This is a genomic window from Burkholderia sp. ABCPW 11 (genome assembly GCF_001523445.1).
Classification (GTDB): domain Bacteria; phylum Pseudomonadota; class Gammaproteobacteria; order Burkholderiales; family Burkholderiaceae; genus Burkholderia.
In genome coordinates this window covers 318,883-334,363 of sequence record NZ_LOVM01000008.1, presented here as the reverse complement: position 1 = coordinate 334,363, position 15,481 = coordinate 318,883, and the positions used below count along the sequence as shown (strand labels likewise).

Annotated in this window: 14 protein-coding genes; 9 read left to right on the top strand and 5 right to left on the bottom strand. The window is 68.9% G+C overall.

Going from position 1 to position 15,481, the window contains the following annotated elements; genetic code table 11:
• Positions 1–13 precede the first annotated feature (13 nt).
• The 3 genes from WS61_RS05545 to WS61_RS05535 are packed head-to-tail and all read left to right on the top strand — an operon-like array spanning position 14 to position 1,936.
• Positions 14–382: a response regulator gene (locus WS61_RS05545; RefSeq protein WP_011548759.1), complete on the top strand. Its 369-nt coding sequence runs from the start codon at positions 14–16 to the stop codon at positions 380–382.
• On the top strand, positions 375–1,001 hold the full coding sequence (locus tag WS61_RS05540) for a chemotaxis protein CheC (RefSeq protein WP_034205817.1): 627 nt from the start codon (positions 375–377) through the stop codon (positions 999–1,001). Before WS61_RS05545 ends, WS61_RS05540 begins: the two co-directional genes overlap by 8 nt.
• Positions 998–1,936 (top strand): GGDEF domain-containing protein, encoded by a 939-nt coding sequence (locus WS61_RS05535; RefSeq protein ID WP_059499602.1) that lies wholly within the window; start codon positions 998–1,000, stop codon positions 1,934–1,936. Before WS61_RS05540 ends, WS61_RS05535 begins: the two co-directional genes overlap by 4 nt.
• Positions 1,937–1,955: 19 nt before the next feature.
• Here the strand turns inward: WS61_RS05535 and WS61_RS05530 are convergent, their stop codons facing one another.
• A complete protein-coding gene (locus tag WS61_RS05530; RefSeq protein ID WP_059499601.1) occupies positions 1,956–2,840 on the bottom strand; it encodes an alpha/beta fold hydrolase in 885 nt (294 codons plus the stop codon).
• A gap of 191 nt (positions 2,841–3,031) precedes the next feature.
• Between WS61_RS05530 and WS61_RS05525 the strand changes: the two genes are divergently transcribed.
• The 5 genes from WS61_RS05525 to WS61_RS05505 all read left to right on the top strand — a co-directional run bounded on the left by WS61_RS05525 (position 3,032) and on the right by WS61_RS05505 (position 8,435).
• Positions 3,032–3,364 (top strand): hypothetical protein, encoded by a 333-nt coding sequence (locus WS61_RS05525; RefSeq protein ID WP_059499600.1) that lies wholly within the window; start codon positions 3,032–3,034, stop codon positions 3,362–3,364.
• A gap of 258 nt (positions 3,365–3,622) precedes the next feature.
• Positions 3,623–4,471, top strand: a complete 849-nt coding sequence (gene hpnD / locus WS61_RS05520; protein WP_059499632.1) for a presqualene diphosphate synthase HpnD — start codon at positions 3,623–3,625, stop codon at positions 4,469–4,471.
• 13 nt (positions 4,472–4,484) lie between these two features.
• Positions 4,485–5,738, top strand: coding sequence for a hydroxysqualene dehydroxylase HpnE (gene hpnE, locus WS61_RS05515; protein WP_059499599.1), 1,254 nt, complete (start codon positions 4,485–4,487; stop codon positions 5,736–5,738).
• A 12-nt stretch (positions 5,739–5,750) separates the two neighbouring features.
• A complete protein-coding gene (gene shc, locus WS61_RS05510; protein ID WP_059499598.1) occupies positions 5,751–7,724 on the top strand; it encodes a squalene--hopene cyclase in 1,974 nt (657 codons plus the stop codon).
• Positions 7,725–7,733: 9 nt separating this feature from the next.
• Positions 7,734–8,435 carry a phosphorylase gene (locus tag WS61_RS05505; protein WP_059499597.1) on the top strand — a complete coding sequence of 234 codons (702 nt, stop codon included), beginning with the start codon at positions 7,734–7,736 and terminating at the stop codon, positions 8,433–8,435.
• 117 nt (positions 8,436–8,552) lie between these two features.
• Here WS61_RS05505 and WS61_RS05500 read toward each other — a convergent pair whose 3' ends face one another.
• Positions 8,553–9,581 carry a VacJ family lipoprotein gene (locus WS61_RS05500; protein ID WP_059499596.1) on the bottom strand — a complete coding sequence of 343 codons (1,029 nt, stop codon included), beginning with the start codon at positions 9,579–9,581 and terminating at the stop codon, positions 8,553–8,555.
• A complete protein-coding gene (locus WS61_RS05495; protein WP_059499595.1) occupies positions 9,574–12,207 on the bottom strand; it encodes an MMPL family transporter in 2,634 nt (877 codons plus the stop codon). The genes WS61_RS05500 and WS61_RS05495 overlap by 8 nt, the downstream gene beginning before the upstream one ends.
• A 327-nt stretch (positions 12,208–12,534) precedes the next feature.
• On the opposite strand from WS61_RS05495, the gene WS61_RS05490 reads away from it, so the two are divergent.
• On the top strand, positions 12,535–13,131 hold the full coding sequence (locus WS61_RS05490; protein ID WP_034205827.1) for a phospholipid-binding protein MlaC: 597 nt from the start codon (positions 12,535–12,537) through the stop codon (positions 13,129–13,131).
• 213 nt (positions 13,132–13,344) lie between these two features.
• On the opposite strand, the gene WS61_RS05485 is transcribed toward WS61_RS05490, so the two are convergent.
• Both WS61_RS05485 and WS61_RS05480 read right to left on the bottom strand, forming a co-directional pair.
• Positions 13,345–13,989 carry a response regulator transcription factor gene (locus WS61_RS05485; RefSeq protein WP_006485936.1) on the bottom strand — a complete coding sequence of 215 codons (645 nt, stop codon included), beginning with the start codon at positions 13,987–13,989 and terminating at the stop codon, positions 13,345–13,347.
• A 31-nt stretch (positions 13,990–14,020) separates the two neighbouring features.
• Positions 14,021–15,406, bottom strand: a complete 1,386-nt coding sequence (locus tag WS61_RS05480) for a cache domain-containing protein (RefSeq protein ID WP_059499594.1) — start codon at positions 15,404–15,406, stop codon at positions 14,021–14,023.
• Positions 15,407–15,481: the final 75 nt, after the last annotated feature.

The following is a 15,481-nucleotide window of genomic DNA, read 5'->3' as shown; positions in this document are numbered from 1 at the left end:
ACCGCATCGCCCCATGCCTTTGCCGATTGTAATTGCCGACGATTCGCTGCTCGCTCGCAAACTTCTGACAAAGGCGCTGCCGGGAGATTGGGACGTTGACGTCGCGTATGCAGCGAATGGTCGCGAGGCCTTGGCGCTCTATCGTGACGGCAAAGCTTCCGTGATGTTTCTGGACCTGACGATGCCCGACATGAGCGGATATCAGGTCCTGGAAACACTGCGCCACGAAGATCTGAACACGTTCGTGATCGTGGTATCCGCCGATATCCAGCCGCAGGCGCAAGCACGCGTGCGTGAATTGGGCGCGATCGCATTCGTTGCCAAACCCGTGACGTCGGAGGCATTGCTGCCCATTCTCAAGGAGTATGGGTTGTATGCCTGAATCGGTGTTCACGGCGGAGCAACGCGACGCGTTGCAGGAAATCGCCAACCTTGCAATGGGCCGCGCCGCCGCGCGGCTTGCGTTGCTGCTCGGGCACTTCATCGAGCTGTCGGTGCCGCGCGTGCGCGTCGTGAAAGCGGCCGACGCGGGCGCCGCGCTGCGCGAGATGACGGGCATTCACGACAACGTGACCGCGGTGCGCCAGGGCTTCCGTTCCGACATCAAGGGCGAGGCGATCGTGCTGTGCCGCACGGCGGGCGTCGCGCGGCTCATGTCGGTCGTCGACCGCACATTCGGCGACGGCGTGTACGGCGGGATGGCGACGCCGGACGAGCTCGTGTTCGACGTCGCGAACGTGCTGATGGGCGCCTGCGTCGCGTCGATCCTCGACGAACTCGGCCGCAAGCCGGTGTTCTTTCCGCCGGGGCTGCTCGGCGCGAACGTGTCGTTCGACGACGTCTTCCAGCCGAACGAGCTGGGGTGGAGCGTCGCGCTGCTGCTCGAGGTGAACTTCGGGCTCGAGGATCACACGTTCCGCGCGCATTTCGTGATGTTGATGGCCGAGGATTCGATCCGGCTGATGGGCGACGCGCTCGACGCGTTGCTGTCCGCGCTATGACGGCCGCCGCCCCGTCGCTGAGCGACCTCGTGATCGAACGGGTCGGCTTCGGCCTGTTCGTGCTCGACCGTTCGATGACCGTCCTGATGTGGAATCGCTTCATGCAGGACCACAGCGGCATCCCGGCCGCCGACGTGATCGGCCGCAACCTGTTCGACTGCTTTCCGGACCTGCCGCGCGCGTGGCTGTCGCGCAAGCTCGAGAGCGTGTTTCAGCTCGGCAGCTTCGCCTTCAGCTCGTGGGAGCAGCGGCCCTACCTGTTCCGCTTCGAGCACGACCGGCCGATCACGGGCGGCGTCGACTACATGCAGCAGGACTGCACGTTCATGCCGCTCACGCGCGGCCGTGACGTCGAAGCCGTGTGCGTGACGATCTCGGACGTCACGCACGTGAGCGTGATGCAAAGAGAGCGCGAGGAAGCGGTCGCGAAGCTGCGCGAACACGCGAATCGCGACGGGCTGACCGGCATCGCGAACCGGCGCTTCTTCGAGGCGCGGCTCGGCGACGAATTCTTGCGCTGGCAGCGCTACGGCGGCGACCTGTCGGTGCTGCTGTTCGACCTCGACCACTTCAAGACGATCAACGACCGCTTCGGGCATGCGGCGGGCGACGCCGTGCTGCGCGAGACGGCGCGCCGGGTCGCGTCGATCGTACGCGCGCAGGATACGTTCGGCCGTTTCGGCGGCGAGGAATTCGCGCTGCTGCTGCCGTGCACGAATCTCGACGAGGCGATGCGGGTGGCCGACAAGGTGCGCGAGGCGATCGGCAGCATGCCGGTCGATGCCGAGGGCGTCGGCGTGCCGGTCACGGCGAGCGTCGGCGCCGCGTGCGCGAAAGCCGGCGCGCTGAGCTGCGACGTGCTCGTCAACGAGGCAGACGCCGCGCTCTATCGTGCGAAGCGGCTCGGGCGCGATCGGTCGGTCGCGTACGCCTGACCGACCGCGCCCGTTCCGCTCAGCTTTTCGCGATGTCGGCGAGCACGCCGGCCAGCACGGCCGGCTGCGACACGAACGGCGAATGACTGCTGTCGAGCTGGTGCACGTGGGTCGGGTTGCCGGGCGCGAACGCGTCGGCTTCGTCGATGAAGCGCTGCTGCAGCGCGGGCAGGATCACGCGATCCTGCAGGCACTTGATGTAGTGGCGGTCGATCGCGCCCCAGCGTGCGGCGGTGGTCGGGATCGCGGTTGCGAACGGCGTGGCCGGCACGTCGCAGCTCATCAGGTTCGTGACCGCGTCGAAGTCGGCCTGCGGCGCGTCGTCGTACAGCGCGCGCTGCATCGATTCGCGATACGCGGCGTCGCCGCTGTGCGGATCGATGCGCAGTGCACCGGCCACGCGCGGGCTCGCGAGCATCAGCGGGCCGAGCAACTCGCCCTTGTTTTCCGGCGCGCGCACGTAGTCGAGGCCCGGCACGCCCGACGCGGGCATGAAGGCCGCGAGATAGACGAGCTTCGCGATCTTCTCCGGCGCGCGTTCGGCGGCCGCCGTGATCGCGAGGCCGCCCATGCTGTGCCCGACCAGCACGACCTTGCCGCGGCCGAGCGCATACGCGTCGTCGACGGCCTGCATCACCTGCGTCGCGTAGTCGTCGAGCGTCGTGTTCGCGACCGGCGACGGCTCGGCGCCGAACGCGTCCTTGTCGAGCGGCCGTGGGAGATACGACGCGGGAAAGCGGGCATGGATGCCGTGCGCGGGCAGGTCGCGTGCGATCGACAGGTAGCCGCGCGCGGCGAGCGCGGCCGCCACGTGGGCGTAGCACCACGCGCCATGCCACGCGCCGTGCACCAGCACGAAAACGGGGGGATCGGACTGCGGGGTGGCGGTGTCGTTCGTCTCCATGGTGTCCGTATTTTTTCGAGAAAGGTGTCATCTTAGACGAACCCGCCGGCATCGGGACGCGATCGCGCGCTCGCGTTTCTCGACCGGCAACGAACCGTCCCGTTGTGTCGCGCAGGCGACATTTCGTCCTGATCCGATTTGAATTTGTGCCGAAGCGCGCTAATTTGTTGCTTTACCTGCGATTGCGCCCCATGAACGTCGACTATCTCTTCTACCGGAAGCCGAACAAACCCGGCCCCTATTCGCTCGACGATCTGGGCGACGTCGCGCCGCCGATCGGCCCGGGCGACCTGGTGCGTGCGGGCATCGCGCGCGTGTTCGAACAGATCGACTGGCAGGAATCGCCCGACGTGCCGGGCGCGTGGTTCGGTACGGGCGGCGCGGTTTTCCAGTTCACCGTCGAGCCCGACGGGCGCGTGACGAGCTTCATGGGCTCGCGCCTCGAGCGCCGCTCGATGCTCCAGCTCACGCGCGAAATGGGGCTCATCGCGCTCGATCTGCAGCGCGACATCGTTTACGGCTGACGCGCCGCGCGGCGTCGATTCGCCGAAGCGGGCCGCACGGGCGCCCAGACGGCGCCCGACACCCCGCCCCACATGGTGCGCGTCCGCCATCGAACTTCAAAGATTGCTATACTTTCGGCCAATTCCGGCTTCCGGCCGGTAATTTGTGCCTGTCTGCGTCGATCGTTCGCATATCTCGCACGCATTTGACGCCCTGACCATCCCAGCCGGGCATGGCTTCTTCAATCGCCCCGCGTGGGTGTCTCCGTGGAGCTCGTCTTGGCCGTTTCCCATTCCGTCGTGGACGAACAAGAAACCGACGCCGCTGCCGTCACATCGGGCAGCTCCTTCTATCTGGCGATGCGCATCCTGCCGGCCGTGCAGCGCGATGCGATGTTCCAGGTCTACGCGTTTTGCCGCGCGGTCGACGACATCGCCGACAGCGACCTGCCGCGCGCCGAGCGCAACGCGGGCCTCGATCGCTGGCGCGCGGACATCGACGCATGCTTCGCCGGCCGCCCGCCGCGCCACCTGGCCGCGCTCGATCGCGAGATCCGCGCGTTCAACCTGCAGCGCGCCGATTTCCACGCGATGATCGACGGAATGGCGATGGACGCGGAGCAAGACATCTGCGCGCCCGACGAGCCGACGCTCGACCTCTTCTGCGATCGCGTGGCGAGCGCGGCCGGCCGGCTGTCGGTGCGCATTTTCGGGATGCCGGAAGCCGAAGGGATCGCGCTGTCGCACCACCTCGGCCGCGCGCTGCAACTGACGAACATCCTGCGCGACATCGACGACGACGCGGCGATCAACCGGTGCTACCTGCCGCGCGAACTGCTCGCGCGCGAAGGCATCGCGATCACGGATCCGGCGACGATCGTGCGCGATCCGGCGCTGCCGCGGGTGTGCGCGACGCTCGTCGAGCGCGCGCTCGAGCACTTCCGTCAGGCCGACGCGGTGATGGACACCTGCCCGCGTGCGCAGGTGAAGGCGCCGCGCATCATGTCGGGTGCCTATCGCTGCATTCTCGACGCCGCGATCGCACGCGGCTTTGCCGCGCCGCGCGCGCCGCTGCGCAAGCCGAAGGCGCGCATGCTGATGATCGCCGCGCGCTACGCGCTGTTCTGAGTCGACCGACGCGATGCCCAGAACCGTCCACGTGATCGGCGCAGGACTCGCGGGCCTGTCGGCCGCGGTCGAGCTGCAACGTCGCGGGCGGCGCATCGTGCTGCACGACGCGCACGCACACGCGGGCGGCCGCTGCCGCTCGTGGTTCGACGGGACGCTGAACACGACGCTCGACAGCGGGCTGCACACGGTTTTCGCGGGACAGCCCGCGACGCAGCGCTACCTGCGCGCGATCGGCGCGGCCGATCAGCTCGCGGGGCCCGCGCTGGCTGAATTCCCGGTCATGGACATCGCGTCGCAGCAGCGCTGGACGCTGCGTTTCGGCAACGGCCGCTGGCCGTCGTGGCTGTTCGATGCCGCGTCGCGCGCGCCGGGCACGACGCCGCTCGACTACCTCGCGCTCGCCCCGCTCGCGTTCGCGCGCACGGGCCGCTCGCTCGCGCAGACGATGCGATGCGACGGCGTGCTGTGGGATCGCTGGCTGCGGCCGTTTTTCCTCGGGGTGCTGAATATCGAGCCGCGCCACGCGAGCGCCGAGCTCGCGCGCGCCGCGCTGTGCGGCACGTTTGCGGCGGGCGGGCCCGGCTGCCGTCCGCTCGTCGCGCGTCGCGGGCTCGGCAGCGCGTTCGTCGAACCGGCGCTGCGGATGCTGCAGCACGGCGGTGCACAGATTCGCCTGAATTCGCGGCTCGACGCGTTCGAATTCGGCGCGTACGGCAATGCGGTGGATGCGGTGTCGGTCGGCGGCGAGCGCATCGATCTTGCGCCAGGCGACGCGGTCGTGCTGGCCGTGCCGCCCGAAGTCGCGCAGCCGCTCGTGCCCGAACTCACCGCGCCCGACACGTTCAGCGCGGTCGTGACCGCGTATTTCGCGGTCGAGAAGCCGGCCGGCGATCCGCTGCAGACGACCGTCGTCAACGGTGTCGTCGATGCGGTGCGGACCGGCGACGGCCTGCTCGCGGCGACGATCCGCGATGCGGGCCGCTGGCGCGACATGCCGCGCGACACACTCGCGCGGCGCATTTGGGAAGACGTCGCGCGCGTGAGCGGCGCGAACCCGGAAACCATCCCCGCGTGGCAGCTCGTCGTCGAGCCGCGCGCGGGCTTTGCGGCGGTGCCGTCGCAGGAAATGAAACGTCCGGCCGTGCGTACGCGCTGGACCAATCTTGTACTCGCGGGCGACTGGATTGCCACCGGCTTGCCCGCCACGATCGAGGGCGCGATCCGCTCCGGCCAGCTGGCCGCGGACGTGCTCCAGACGCAATAAACAGAGGGACCGATGAACGATCTCACCGAAATGGCTACCTTGTCCGCCGGCGCCGTGCCGGCCGGCGTCGACGCGGCTGTCGCGCGTGCGACCGACGCGCTGCTGGCCGCGCAGCAACCGGACGGGCACTGGGTCTACGAACTCGAAGCCGATTCGACGATTCCCGCCGAATACGTGCTGCTCGTCCACTATCTTGGCGAGACGCCGAACCTCGAGCTCGAACGGAAGATCGGCAAATATCTGCGCCGCATCCAGCAGGCCGACGGCGGCTGGCCGCTGTTCACCGATGGCGCGCCGAACATCAGCGCGAGCGTGAAGGCGTATTTCGCGCTGAAGGTGATCGGCGACGACGAGAACGCCGAGCACATGCAGCGTGCGCGCAAGGCGATCCATGCGATGGGCGGCGCCGAGATGTCGAACGTGTTCACGCGCATCCAGCTCGCGCTGTACGGGGCGATTCCGTGGCGCGCGGTGCCGATGATGCCGGTCGAGATCATGCTGCTGCCGCAGTGGTTCCCGTTTCACCTGTCGAAAGTGTCGTACTGGGCGCGCACCGTGATCGTGCCGCTGCTGGTGCTGAACGCGAAGCGTCCGCTCGCGAAGAACCCGCGCGGCGTGCGCATCGACGAGCTGTTCATCGATCCGCCCGTCAACGCCGGGCTGCTGCCGCGCCAGGGGCACCAGAGCGCCGGCTGGTTCGCGTTCTTCCGCGTGGTCGACCATGCGCTGCGCGCGGTCGACGGCCTGTTCCCGAGCTATACGCGCGAACGCGCGATCCGTCAGGCCGTGTCGTTCGTCGACGAGCGCCTGAACGGCGAGGATGGCCTCGGCGCGATCTATCCGGCGATGGCCAACGCGGTGATGATGTACGACGTGCTCGGCTATGCGGAAGACCATCCGAACCGCGCGCTCGCGCGCAAGTCGGTCGAGAAGCTGCTCGTCGTGCACGACGACGAAGCGTATTGCCAGCCGTGCCTGTCGCCGGTATGGGACACGTCGCTCGCCGCGCATGCGCTGCTCGAAACCGGCGATGCGCGTGCGCAGGAAGCCGTGCTGCGCGGCCTCGAATGGCTGCGCCCGCTGCAGATCCTCGACGTGCGCGGCGACTGGATCTCGCGCCGCCCGAACGTTCGGCCCGGCGGCTGGGCGTTCCAGTACGCGAACGCGTACTACCCGGACGTCGACGATACGGCCGTGGTGGTGATGGCGATGGATCGCGCGCAGAAGCTCACGCAGTCGGACACGTATCGCGAATCGATGGCGCGTGCGCGCGAATGGGTCGTCGGCATGCAGAGCAGCGACGGCGGCTGGGGCGCGTTCGAACCGGAAAACACGCAGTACTACCTGAACAACATCCCGTTTTCCGATCACGGCGCGCTGCTCGATCCGCCGACGGCCGACGTATCGGGCCGCTGCCTGTCGATGCTGTCGCAGCTCGGCGAGACGCCGCTGAACAGCGAGCCGGCCCGCCGCGCGCTCGATTACATGCTGAAGGAACAGGAGCCGGACGGCAGCTGGTACGGCCGCTGGGGGATGAACTACGTGTACGGCACGTGGACCGCGCTGTGCTCGCTGAACGCGGCCGGCCTGACGCCGGACGATCCGCGCATGAAGCGCGCTGCGCAGTGGCTGCTGTCGATCCAGAACAAGGACGGCGGCTGGGGCGAGGACGGCGACAGCTACAAGCTGAACTACCGCGGATTCGAACAGGCACCGAGCACGGCGTCGCAGACGGCGTGGGCGCTGCTCGGCCTGATGGCGGCCGGCGAAGTGAACAATCCGGCCGTCGCGCGCGGCATCGACTACCTGGTCGCCCGGCAGAACGAAGAAGGCTTGTGGGACGAGACGCGCTTCACCGCGACCGGCTTCCCGCGCGTGTTCTACCTGCGCTACCACGGCTATCGCAAGTTCTTCCCGCTGTGGGCGCTCGCGCGCTACCGCAACCTGAAGCGCGCGAACGAGACGCGCGTCACGGTCGGGATGTAACGCGTGGGCATGTCACGGCACAACGGCGCATTGCCCGTCATCGCGGTGACGGGGATGGCGTTCGAGGCGCGCATCGCGCGCGGCCACGGCGTCGAGGCCGTGTTCGCCGCGCGGGCCGACCGGCTCGAGCGCGCATTGACCGATGCGACCGCGCACGGTTGCGCGGGCATCGTCAGCTTCGGCACGGCGGGCGGCCTCGCGCCGGATTTGGCGCCGGGCGCGCTCGTGATCGCGAGCGCGATCGACGGGCCGTTCGGCCGCGTGGAGACCGATGCGGGCTGGAGCACGCGGCTCGTCGCCGCGCTGCACGACACGCCGTTGTGGGCGCGGGTCGCGCGCGGCACGGTCGCGGCCGTCGGGGCACCGGTCGTCGGCGAACAGGACAAGGCGTCGCTGCATCGCGCGAAGGGAGCGCTGGCCGTCGACATGGAGTCGCACATCGCCGCCGCGTTCGCGGCCGCGCGCGGCGTGCCGTTCGCGGTGTGTCGCGCGATCGTCGATCCGGCGTGGCGCACGCTGCCGCGTGCGGCAACGGCCGGCCTGCGCGACGACGGCAGCACGGCGATCCTGCCGATCCTGCGCGAATTGCTGAAGCAGCCGTCGCAGCTCGGCCCGCTGCTGCAGGTCGCCAGCGACGCGCGCGCGGCGCGCACGACCCTGATCCAGGCGCGGCACGCGTTCGAGCGGGCGGGCGCGATGCGGATCGTCTGAGCGGCACGCACCGCCGCCGTCTTCCCCCCGCTTTCCGGTCCGCCGTTTCGCGCGGACAAAAAAAGAGCGCTGCACACATGCAGCGCTCTTTGCTTTTGCGCGGCCGCCGTTGTGGCGTTACTGCGCGGCCGGGCTGCTCGCGGGCAGCGTCGGCATCGCCGGCGCGATCGGCGCGCCGTTGGCGGCCGGCGTTGTCGTCGCACCGGCCGAAGCGGCCGCCGGTGCAGCCGCCGACGCGGCGACCGGCGCGGTAGCCGGTGCGCTTGCGGGCATCGCATTGTCCGCGCCCGGATCGTCGTATTGCGGCAATCCCGGCGCGGCCGGTGCGTTGTTCGGCGCGGCGCCCGATGCGCCGCCCGCATCGCCCGGATCCTCGTAGTTCGGCAGCCCCGGCACGCCCGGCGCGGCCGCCGGCACGGCACCCGATTCGCCCGGTTCGTTGTAGCTCGGCGGCGCGGCCGACGCCGACTGGCCCCGGTACGTCAACGACTTGCGCTGCTGCAGGTACGCGTCGCGCACGAACGAATACGGGTCGAGCGCGGCCTGCTTCAGCAGGTCGGTCGCGCCGAGCAGGTCCGAGCGCGCGCTGATGAACTGCGCGATGTACATCGGATTGCGCGCGGCCGGCTCGATGTAGTTCAGCAGGTTGAAGCGCACGTCCACCGCGCGGCCGACGCCGTCGCGGATCGTGCTCGGCCCGAACACGGGCAGCACGAGGTACGGGCCGGACGGCATGCCCCAGCGCGCCATCGTCAGTCCGAAATCCTGATGATGCTTCGGCAGCCCGGCCGGCGTCGCGATGTCGATCAGGCCGGCGACGCCGAACAGCGAGTTCATCGCCACGCGCATCAGATCCTGCGTCGCATCGGTGATGCGCAACTGCAGCAGGTTGTTCGCCATGTTGCCGAGATCGCCGAGGTTCGAGAAGAAGTTGCTGATCGCGGTGCGCACCGGCGTCGGTGTGATCTTCTGGTAACCCTTCGCGATCGGCACCGCGATGTTCGAATCGACCGTGTCGTTGAACTTGTACATCGCCCGGTTCATCGGCTCGAGCGGGTCGTTGGGATTGCGGTTCGGTCCCGTCGCGCAGCCGGTCAGCATCGCGCTGGCGGCGACGGTCGCCGCAATGATTCGCACCTTATTCATTGATTCCTTGCGATTGGTTCTTGGCGCGTTTGACGCGCGGTTTGCCCATCAGGACGGGCTGGAACACCACGGCGCCGATCAGCGTACAGGTCAGGGCCAGCGCGAGCAGCTTGCCCATGCTCGACGTGCCCGGATGGTGCGACAGCCACAGGCTGCCGAATGCGGTCGCCGTCGTCGCGGCGCTGAACAGCACGGCGTGCGTGAGGCTCGAATGCAGCAGCCCCGTCTGCCCTGCACGCCACGCCATCACGAAATACACCTTGAACGCGACGCCGACGCCGAGCATCAGCGGCAGCGCGATGATGTTCGCGAAGTTCAGCGACATGCCGAGCACGACGCACATCTCGAGCGTCACGATGCCCGACACGAGCAGCGGTACCAGCGTGCGCAGCACGTCGCCGAAGCGGCGCAGCGTGACCCACAGCAGGATCGTGATCGAGATGATCGACCACAGCGCTGCGTGCAGGAACGCGTTGATGATCGTGTCGGCCGAATGCAGGATCGAGATCGGCCCGCCGGTCGCGCCGGGTTCCGCGGCCTTCACGGCCTTGGCGAAACGGCGCAGCATCGTGTCGTCGTTCGGGTCGACGCCCTTCGGCACCTTCGGCGAGATCTGCACGAGCGCGTGGCCGTCCGGCGCGACCCAGTCGCGCACGACCTGCGGCGGCAGCGATTCGCGCGTGATGTCCTGCGGCTGCAGCAGCGACGCGAGCTGGTTGAGCGCGATGCGCAGCGTATCGGAGAACGCACGTTCGGCACGGTCGCGCGTCGCGCTGTCGGCGGCGGCGAGCTTCGCGAGCGACGCGGACAGGTGCTGCGCGGCCGCGGCGCCCGGGCCCGGGTGATCTTCGGCCGCGTAGCTCAGCAGGTCGGACACGCGCTTGAGCGCCGCCACGCGTTGCGCGTCGGTCGCGGGCGGCGCGGCCGGCTGCGTCAGCGCGGGCAGCAGCTCGCTCGCGGCCGCGGCGATCGCCGCGCGCTTGGCCGGCTGGTCGGCGGGGATGAAGGTCGACAGCGTGGTCGTGCGGCCGACTTCGGGCAGCGCGTCGAGGCGCTTCGCGGCTGCATCGGCTTGCGCGAGCGACGGCGCGAGCAGCGTGACGTCGTTGACGGCGGCTTGCGGCGAATCCTTCAGCGCGAGCAGCGTCGCCATCGATTCGCTGTTCGGATCCTTCAGATGCAGCGGGTTGAAGTCGAAATGCAGGAACGCGAGTAGCGGCAGCGCGCCGATCACGACCGCGAGCGTGCCGATCAGGATCGGCTTGCGATGGCGATCGAGGTAATCGTCGACCGGCGCGAGCCACGGAAAACCCGGCGTCTTCGATTCGCCCGGCGGCGCGAACAGACGCAGCAACGCCGGCAGCAGCGTGAGCGTGGTCAGCAGTGCGACGAACATCCCGACGCCCGCGATCAGGCCGAGCTCGGATACGCCGCGATAGGCGGTGGGAATGAACGAGAAGAAGCTCGCCGCGACGGCCGCGGTGGCCAGCGCGAGCGGCATGCCCATCGAGTGGGCGGCGCCGATCAGCGCGTGATCGATGCGCGCGTCGCGGAAGCGTTCCTCGCGGTACTTCACGCCGTACTGAATCGAGAAGTCGACGCCGAGGCCGACGAACAGCACCATGAACGCGACCGAGATCATGTTCAGCGAGCCGACCATCGCGAGGCCGAGCGCGGCCGTCACGACGAGGCCGACGAACAGCGTGACGAGCACCGAGCCGATCATCCGCTTCGAGCGCAGCGCCAGCCACAGGATGACGAGCACGGCGAGCAGCGTGAGCGCACCGTTGAGCGCGGCGCCGTCTTCGACCGATGCGAATTCGTCGTCGGCGAGCGGCTGTTCGCCGGTCAGGCGCACGGTCGCTCCATAGCGTTTTTCGAGGTCGAGCGAGCGGGCCGCGTCGCGGATCACCTGGCTCGTTGCCGCGCCGGCCTTCAGCGCGCCGTAGTTGACCACCGGCTGCACGGTGACGAACGCGCGCGCGGGCTGCCGCGCGGCATCGTTGTCGACCAGCGCGCGCCACGAGAACGCGGCCGGCTTGCCGGCCAGCACGTCGTCGACCGTCGCCGCGCTGCGCGCGAGCAGCTTCGCCATCGCGGGCAGCTTCACCTGGCCGGTCAGGAGCGGCTGGCCGAGCGTGGTGGACAGCGTGGTGGCGAGCCCGGCGAGGCTCGGGTTCTTCGCGAGTTCGTTGACGAGCGGGCGCGCGCTCGCGAGTTGCGCGGTCGTATCGGAGACCTCCTGCGGCGACAGGAACAGCAGCCCGTTGTGCTCGAAGAACGGCCCGCCGCCCGGTTCGGCGACGGGGCCGATGCGGCCGGCGGCGGCGTCTTTCTGCAGTGCTTCGGTCAGCGCATGCGCGGCGGCCGTCGCGAATTCGGGCGCGGGCGCCTCGACGACCGCGAGGATCGTGCCGTTGCGTTGCGGGAACGCTTTATCGACGGCCTTGCCGAGCGCGGCCCATTGCGGTTCCGCATCGACGAGCTTGCTGATGTCGGTGTTGATCTTGAAATGCTGCGCGACGTAGACGCCGCTGAAGGCGGCGATGACGAGCGACAGGACGACGACCCAGACGGGGCGGCGCACCGACCACGCAACGAGTCGGACGATGAGAGATGTCACCATGTGGCGGTGGGGAGCGGCTGGCTAGGGCAAAGTAGCCAAGTATACCGGCGCGGCGTGGCGACGGTCGTGACGTCGTGGAGATTCGGGGCGGGAAGGATATTTGCTCCAGACGTGGCAAACGGATCGCGCGACCGGCTCATTTGTATGGGGATATTTACATAATCGGCGCGGCGGTGCGTCGACACCACGCTCGCCCGCCTGTGACAAACGGCGCTGAAAGGTAACAGTCGGTCACCGGGCGGCACCGCGGCGTCAGGCCCGGTATACTTTGCTCCACCGGCCGATGCAAAGCGCCGGCCGTTTTTTCCCATCGAGTGCGAAATTCGTATGAAACGTCATTTGTTTGCTTTCGTCGCGGCGGCCGCCGTGTCGGTTTCCGCTTTCGCGCAGAGCGCGCCGGTCGATGTCGTCCGCACCGCGGTCGAGGGCACCGTCAATGCGATGAAGGCCGATCCGGCCGCGCGCGGCGGTGACATGGCGAAAATCACCCAAGTCGTCGAGCAGCGTTTCCTGCCCGTGACGAACTTCGAGCGCACGACCCGCATTGCGGTCGGCGACGCGTGGAAGCAGGCCACGCCGCAACAGCAGCAGGAGCTGTACAAGCAGTTCCGGTTGCTGATGACGCGCACCTACGCCGCGTCGCTCGCGCAGCTCGGCAACCAGGACGCGAAGTTCTCGTTCAAGGCCGGCGGCGCGTCGGGCGCCGACGCGCTCGTGCAGTCGACGGTCACGACGCCGGGCGACAGCCAGTCGGTCGGCTATCGTCTGGGCAAGGTCGGCAACGACTGGAAGATCTACGACATCGACATGTCGGGTGCGTGGCTGATCCAGGTCTACCAGGGCCAGTTCAAGAGCCAGATCGCGACGGGCGGGATCGACGGGCTGATCGCGTATCTGCAGAAGCACAATTCGCGGACGAACTGACGGCCGCTGCAACGCCGCGGTTCGGAGGCACGAAGGGCGCCCAGAGGGCGCCTTTTTTCATCGCGGCGCGTCGACTGCGCGTCATGCGCCGACGCCGGGCATCCGCACGCAATCGTCGACCACCGCATCGACGAACGCGGCGCGATCCGTTTCCGGCGCCGCGATGATGTGATCGGTCGCGCCTTTCGCGGCGGATCGGCCCGACAGGCGCGCCTACCGCCGCCGATGCTCGACCGCGAACTTGATCAGCTCGGCCTGCCCTTCGATCTCCAGCTTGCGTTTCAGGTTGAGCCGGTGCGTCTCGACCGTGCGCACCGACAGCCCCGTCTGTTGCGCGATCTGCTTGCTCGACAGCCCTTCGGCCAGCGCGTCGAGGATGTCGCGTTCGCGCGGCGTCAATCGATCCAGCGGCGACGCGGTCGCGCTGGCCTGGATCATCCGCGCGGCCAGCCCTTCGCTGAAGAACGTCTGCCCGGCCAGCACCGCGCCGATCGCGCGGACGATCTCGCTCGCGGGCGAATCCTTCAGCAGATAGCCGCTCGCGCCGGCGCGCACCGCCTGCGTCACGTACTCGATGTTGTCGTGCATCGACAGCATCAGCACGCGAATGCCCGGAAAACGCTCGTGGAACACGCCGGCGAGCGTGATGCCGTTCATGCCGTTCATGCCGACGTCCATCAGCGCGAGATCGGGTTCGAGCGACGCGGCCAGCGCGAGCGCCTCGTCCGCGTTGCCGGCCTCGCCGACCACCGACAGGTCGGCCGCTTCGAGCCGCATCCGCAAGCCGTCGCGCACGAGCGGGTGATCGTCGACGAGCAGCAGTCGGGCGGCGGGTCGGGCGGTATCGGGGGCGCTCATGGGCAAAGGTCTCCGGTTGGGGGGCGCGTGCTCAGGCGGCGGCGCGTTGTAGCGGCACACGTGCGGCCACGACGGTATGGCCGACCTGCGACGTGATCGACAGCGTGCCGCCGAGCGCGTCGAGGCGCTCGCGCATGTTGCGCAGGCCGATACCGCGGCGCGCGTCGGCCTGCGAGCGTTCGGCGTCGAAGCCGCAGCCGTTGTCGGCGATCGTCAGCGTGACGGTTTGCGCGCCGACGTCGAGCGTGACGGCCGCGCGCGACGCCCGCGCGTGATGCACGATGTTGCTCAGCGCTTCCTGCGCGATCCGGAACAGCGCGGTGTTGACGGCTTCGGGCAGCGGCCGCGTGCCGCTGTGCGCGACCTGCGTATAGCCGATGTCGATGCCGCTTTCGGCGCCCAGCTCGCGTACGAGTTGCTCGAGCGCGGCCGCGAGGCCGAGATCGTCGAGCATCGACGGCCGCAGCGCATGCGAGATGCGCCGGACTTCGCGCAGCGTGTCGCCGAGCCGCCCGACGCCCGACGCGAGCGCCTGCTCGGCTTCGGGCATGCGCGACGTGCCGCGCTCGAAGCGCGCGAGCGCGGATTCGAGCATCAGCTTCGCGGACACCATCATCTGGCTGATCCCGTCGTGCAGTTCGCGCGACAGCCGCGCGCGCTCCTGCTCCTGCGATTCGACGACGCGCTGCGCGAGCAGCTTGAGCTTCGCATCGGCGCTGCGCGACTCGCTGACGTTCAGCACCAGCGCGCACACGGCGATCGCCGCCGCGCCGGTGAGCGCGATCGCGGTGAGCCAGCTCATCGTGCGCTCGATGTTCGCGGACGCGCGCGCGTCGATGCGCTGCAGTGCGGTGTCGACGTCGTCGAGATAGATGCCGGTGCCGACCATCCAGCCCCAGCGCTCAAGCGCGACGACGTAGCCGAGCTTCGGCGCGACGCGGCCCGTCGACGGCCGCTGCCATGCGTAGCGCACGTAGCCGCCGCCCTGCGAGGCCGCGCCGATCAGCTTCTGGATGGTCAGCGCGCCTTGCGGATCGCGCATCGACCAGAAGTTGTGGCCGACGCGCTCGGGCTCGCGCGGATGCATCAGCGAATTGCCGTGCAGGTCGTAGACGAAGAAATAGCCGTCGGGGCCGAAATCCATCTTCTGCAGCATCGCGAGCGCCTGCGTGCGCAGCAGCGCGTCGTCGCGCGCGTTGCGGCCGCTCGCGTCGTAGAGCGGCATGATCGCGCTGGTCGCGAGCTCGACGTAGTGTTTCAGTTCGACTTCCTTGCTCGACAGGTACGCGGCCTGGATCGTCGCATGCTGGGTGCGCGCGAGCGACGTCGCCTGCTGGCGCACGCCGAAGCCGATGCCGGCGATCGCGAGCAGGAACGGCACGATGGCCAGAAGGAAGATCTTTGCCTTGAGTCTCATGGTGGTGCGAAGCGGCGCGGCCGGCCAAGCGCGGCCGGCTAGGCGCGGTCGGCCAAGCGCGGTCGGCCAAGCGCG

Excerpts from the sequence above, each read along its gene's own strand:
- WS61_RS05545 (WP_011548759.1), top strand. The coding sequence starts at position 14 with ATGCCTTTGCCGATTGTAATTGCCGACGATTCGCTGCTCGCTCGCAAA.
- WS61_RS05540 (WP_034205817.1), top strand. The coding sequence starts at position 375 with ATGCCTGAATCGGTGTTCACGGCGGAGCAACGCGACGCGTTGCAGGAA.
- WS61_RS05535 (WP_059499602.1), top strand. The coding sequence starts at position 998 with ATGACGGCCGCCGCCCCGTCGCTGAGCGACCTCGTGATCGAACGGGTC.
- WS61_RS05530 (WP_059499601.1), bottom strand. The coding sequence starts at position 2,840 with ATGGAGACGAACGACACCGCCACCCCGCAGTCCGATCCCCCCGTTTTC.
- WS61_RS05525 (WP_059499600.1), top strand. The coding sequence starts at position 3,032 with ATGAACGTCGACTATCTCTTCTACCGGAAGCCGAACAAACCCGGCCCC.
- hpnE (WP_059499599.1), top strand. The coding sequence starts at position 4,485 with ATGCCCAGAACCGTCCACGTGATCGGCGCAGGACTCGCGGGCCTGTCG.
- shc (WP_059499598.1), top strand. The coding sequence starts at position 5,751 with ATGAACGATCTCACCGAAATGGCTACCTTGTCCGCCGGCGCCGTGCCG.
- WS61_RS05505 (WP_059499597.1), top strand. The coding sequence starts at position 7,734 with ATGTCACGGCACAACGGCGCATTGCCCGTCATCGCGGTGACGGGGATG.
- WS61_RS05500 (WP_059499596.1), bottom strand. The coding sequence starts at position 9,581 with ATGAATAAGGTGCGAATCATTGCGGCGACCGTCGCCGCCAGCGCGATG.
- WS61_RS05495 (WP_059499595.1), bottom strand. The coding sequence starts at position 12,207 with ATGGTGACATCTCTCATCGTCCGACTCGTTGCGTGGTCGGTGCGCCGC.
- WS61_RS05490 (WP_034205827.1), top strand. The coding sequence starts at position 12,535 with ATGAAACGTCATTTGTTTGCTTTCGTCGCGGCGGCCGCCGTGTCGGTT.
- WS61_RS05485 (WP_006485936.1), bottom strand. The coding sequence starts at position 13,989 with ATGAGCGCCCCCGATACCGCCCGACCCGCCGCCCGACTGCTGCTCGTC.
- WS61_RS05480 (WP_059499594.1), bottom strand. The coding sequence starts at position 15,406 with ATGAGACTCAAGGCAAAGATCTTCCTTCTGGCCATCGTGCCGTTCCTG.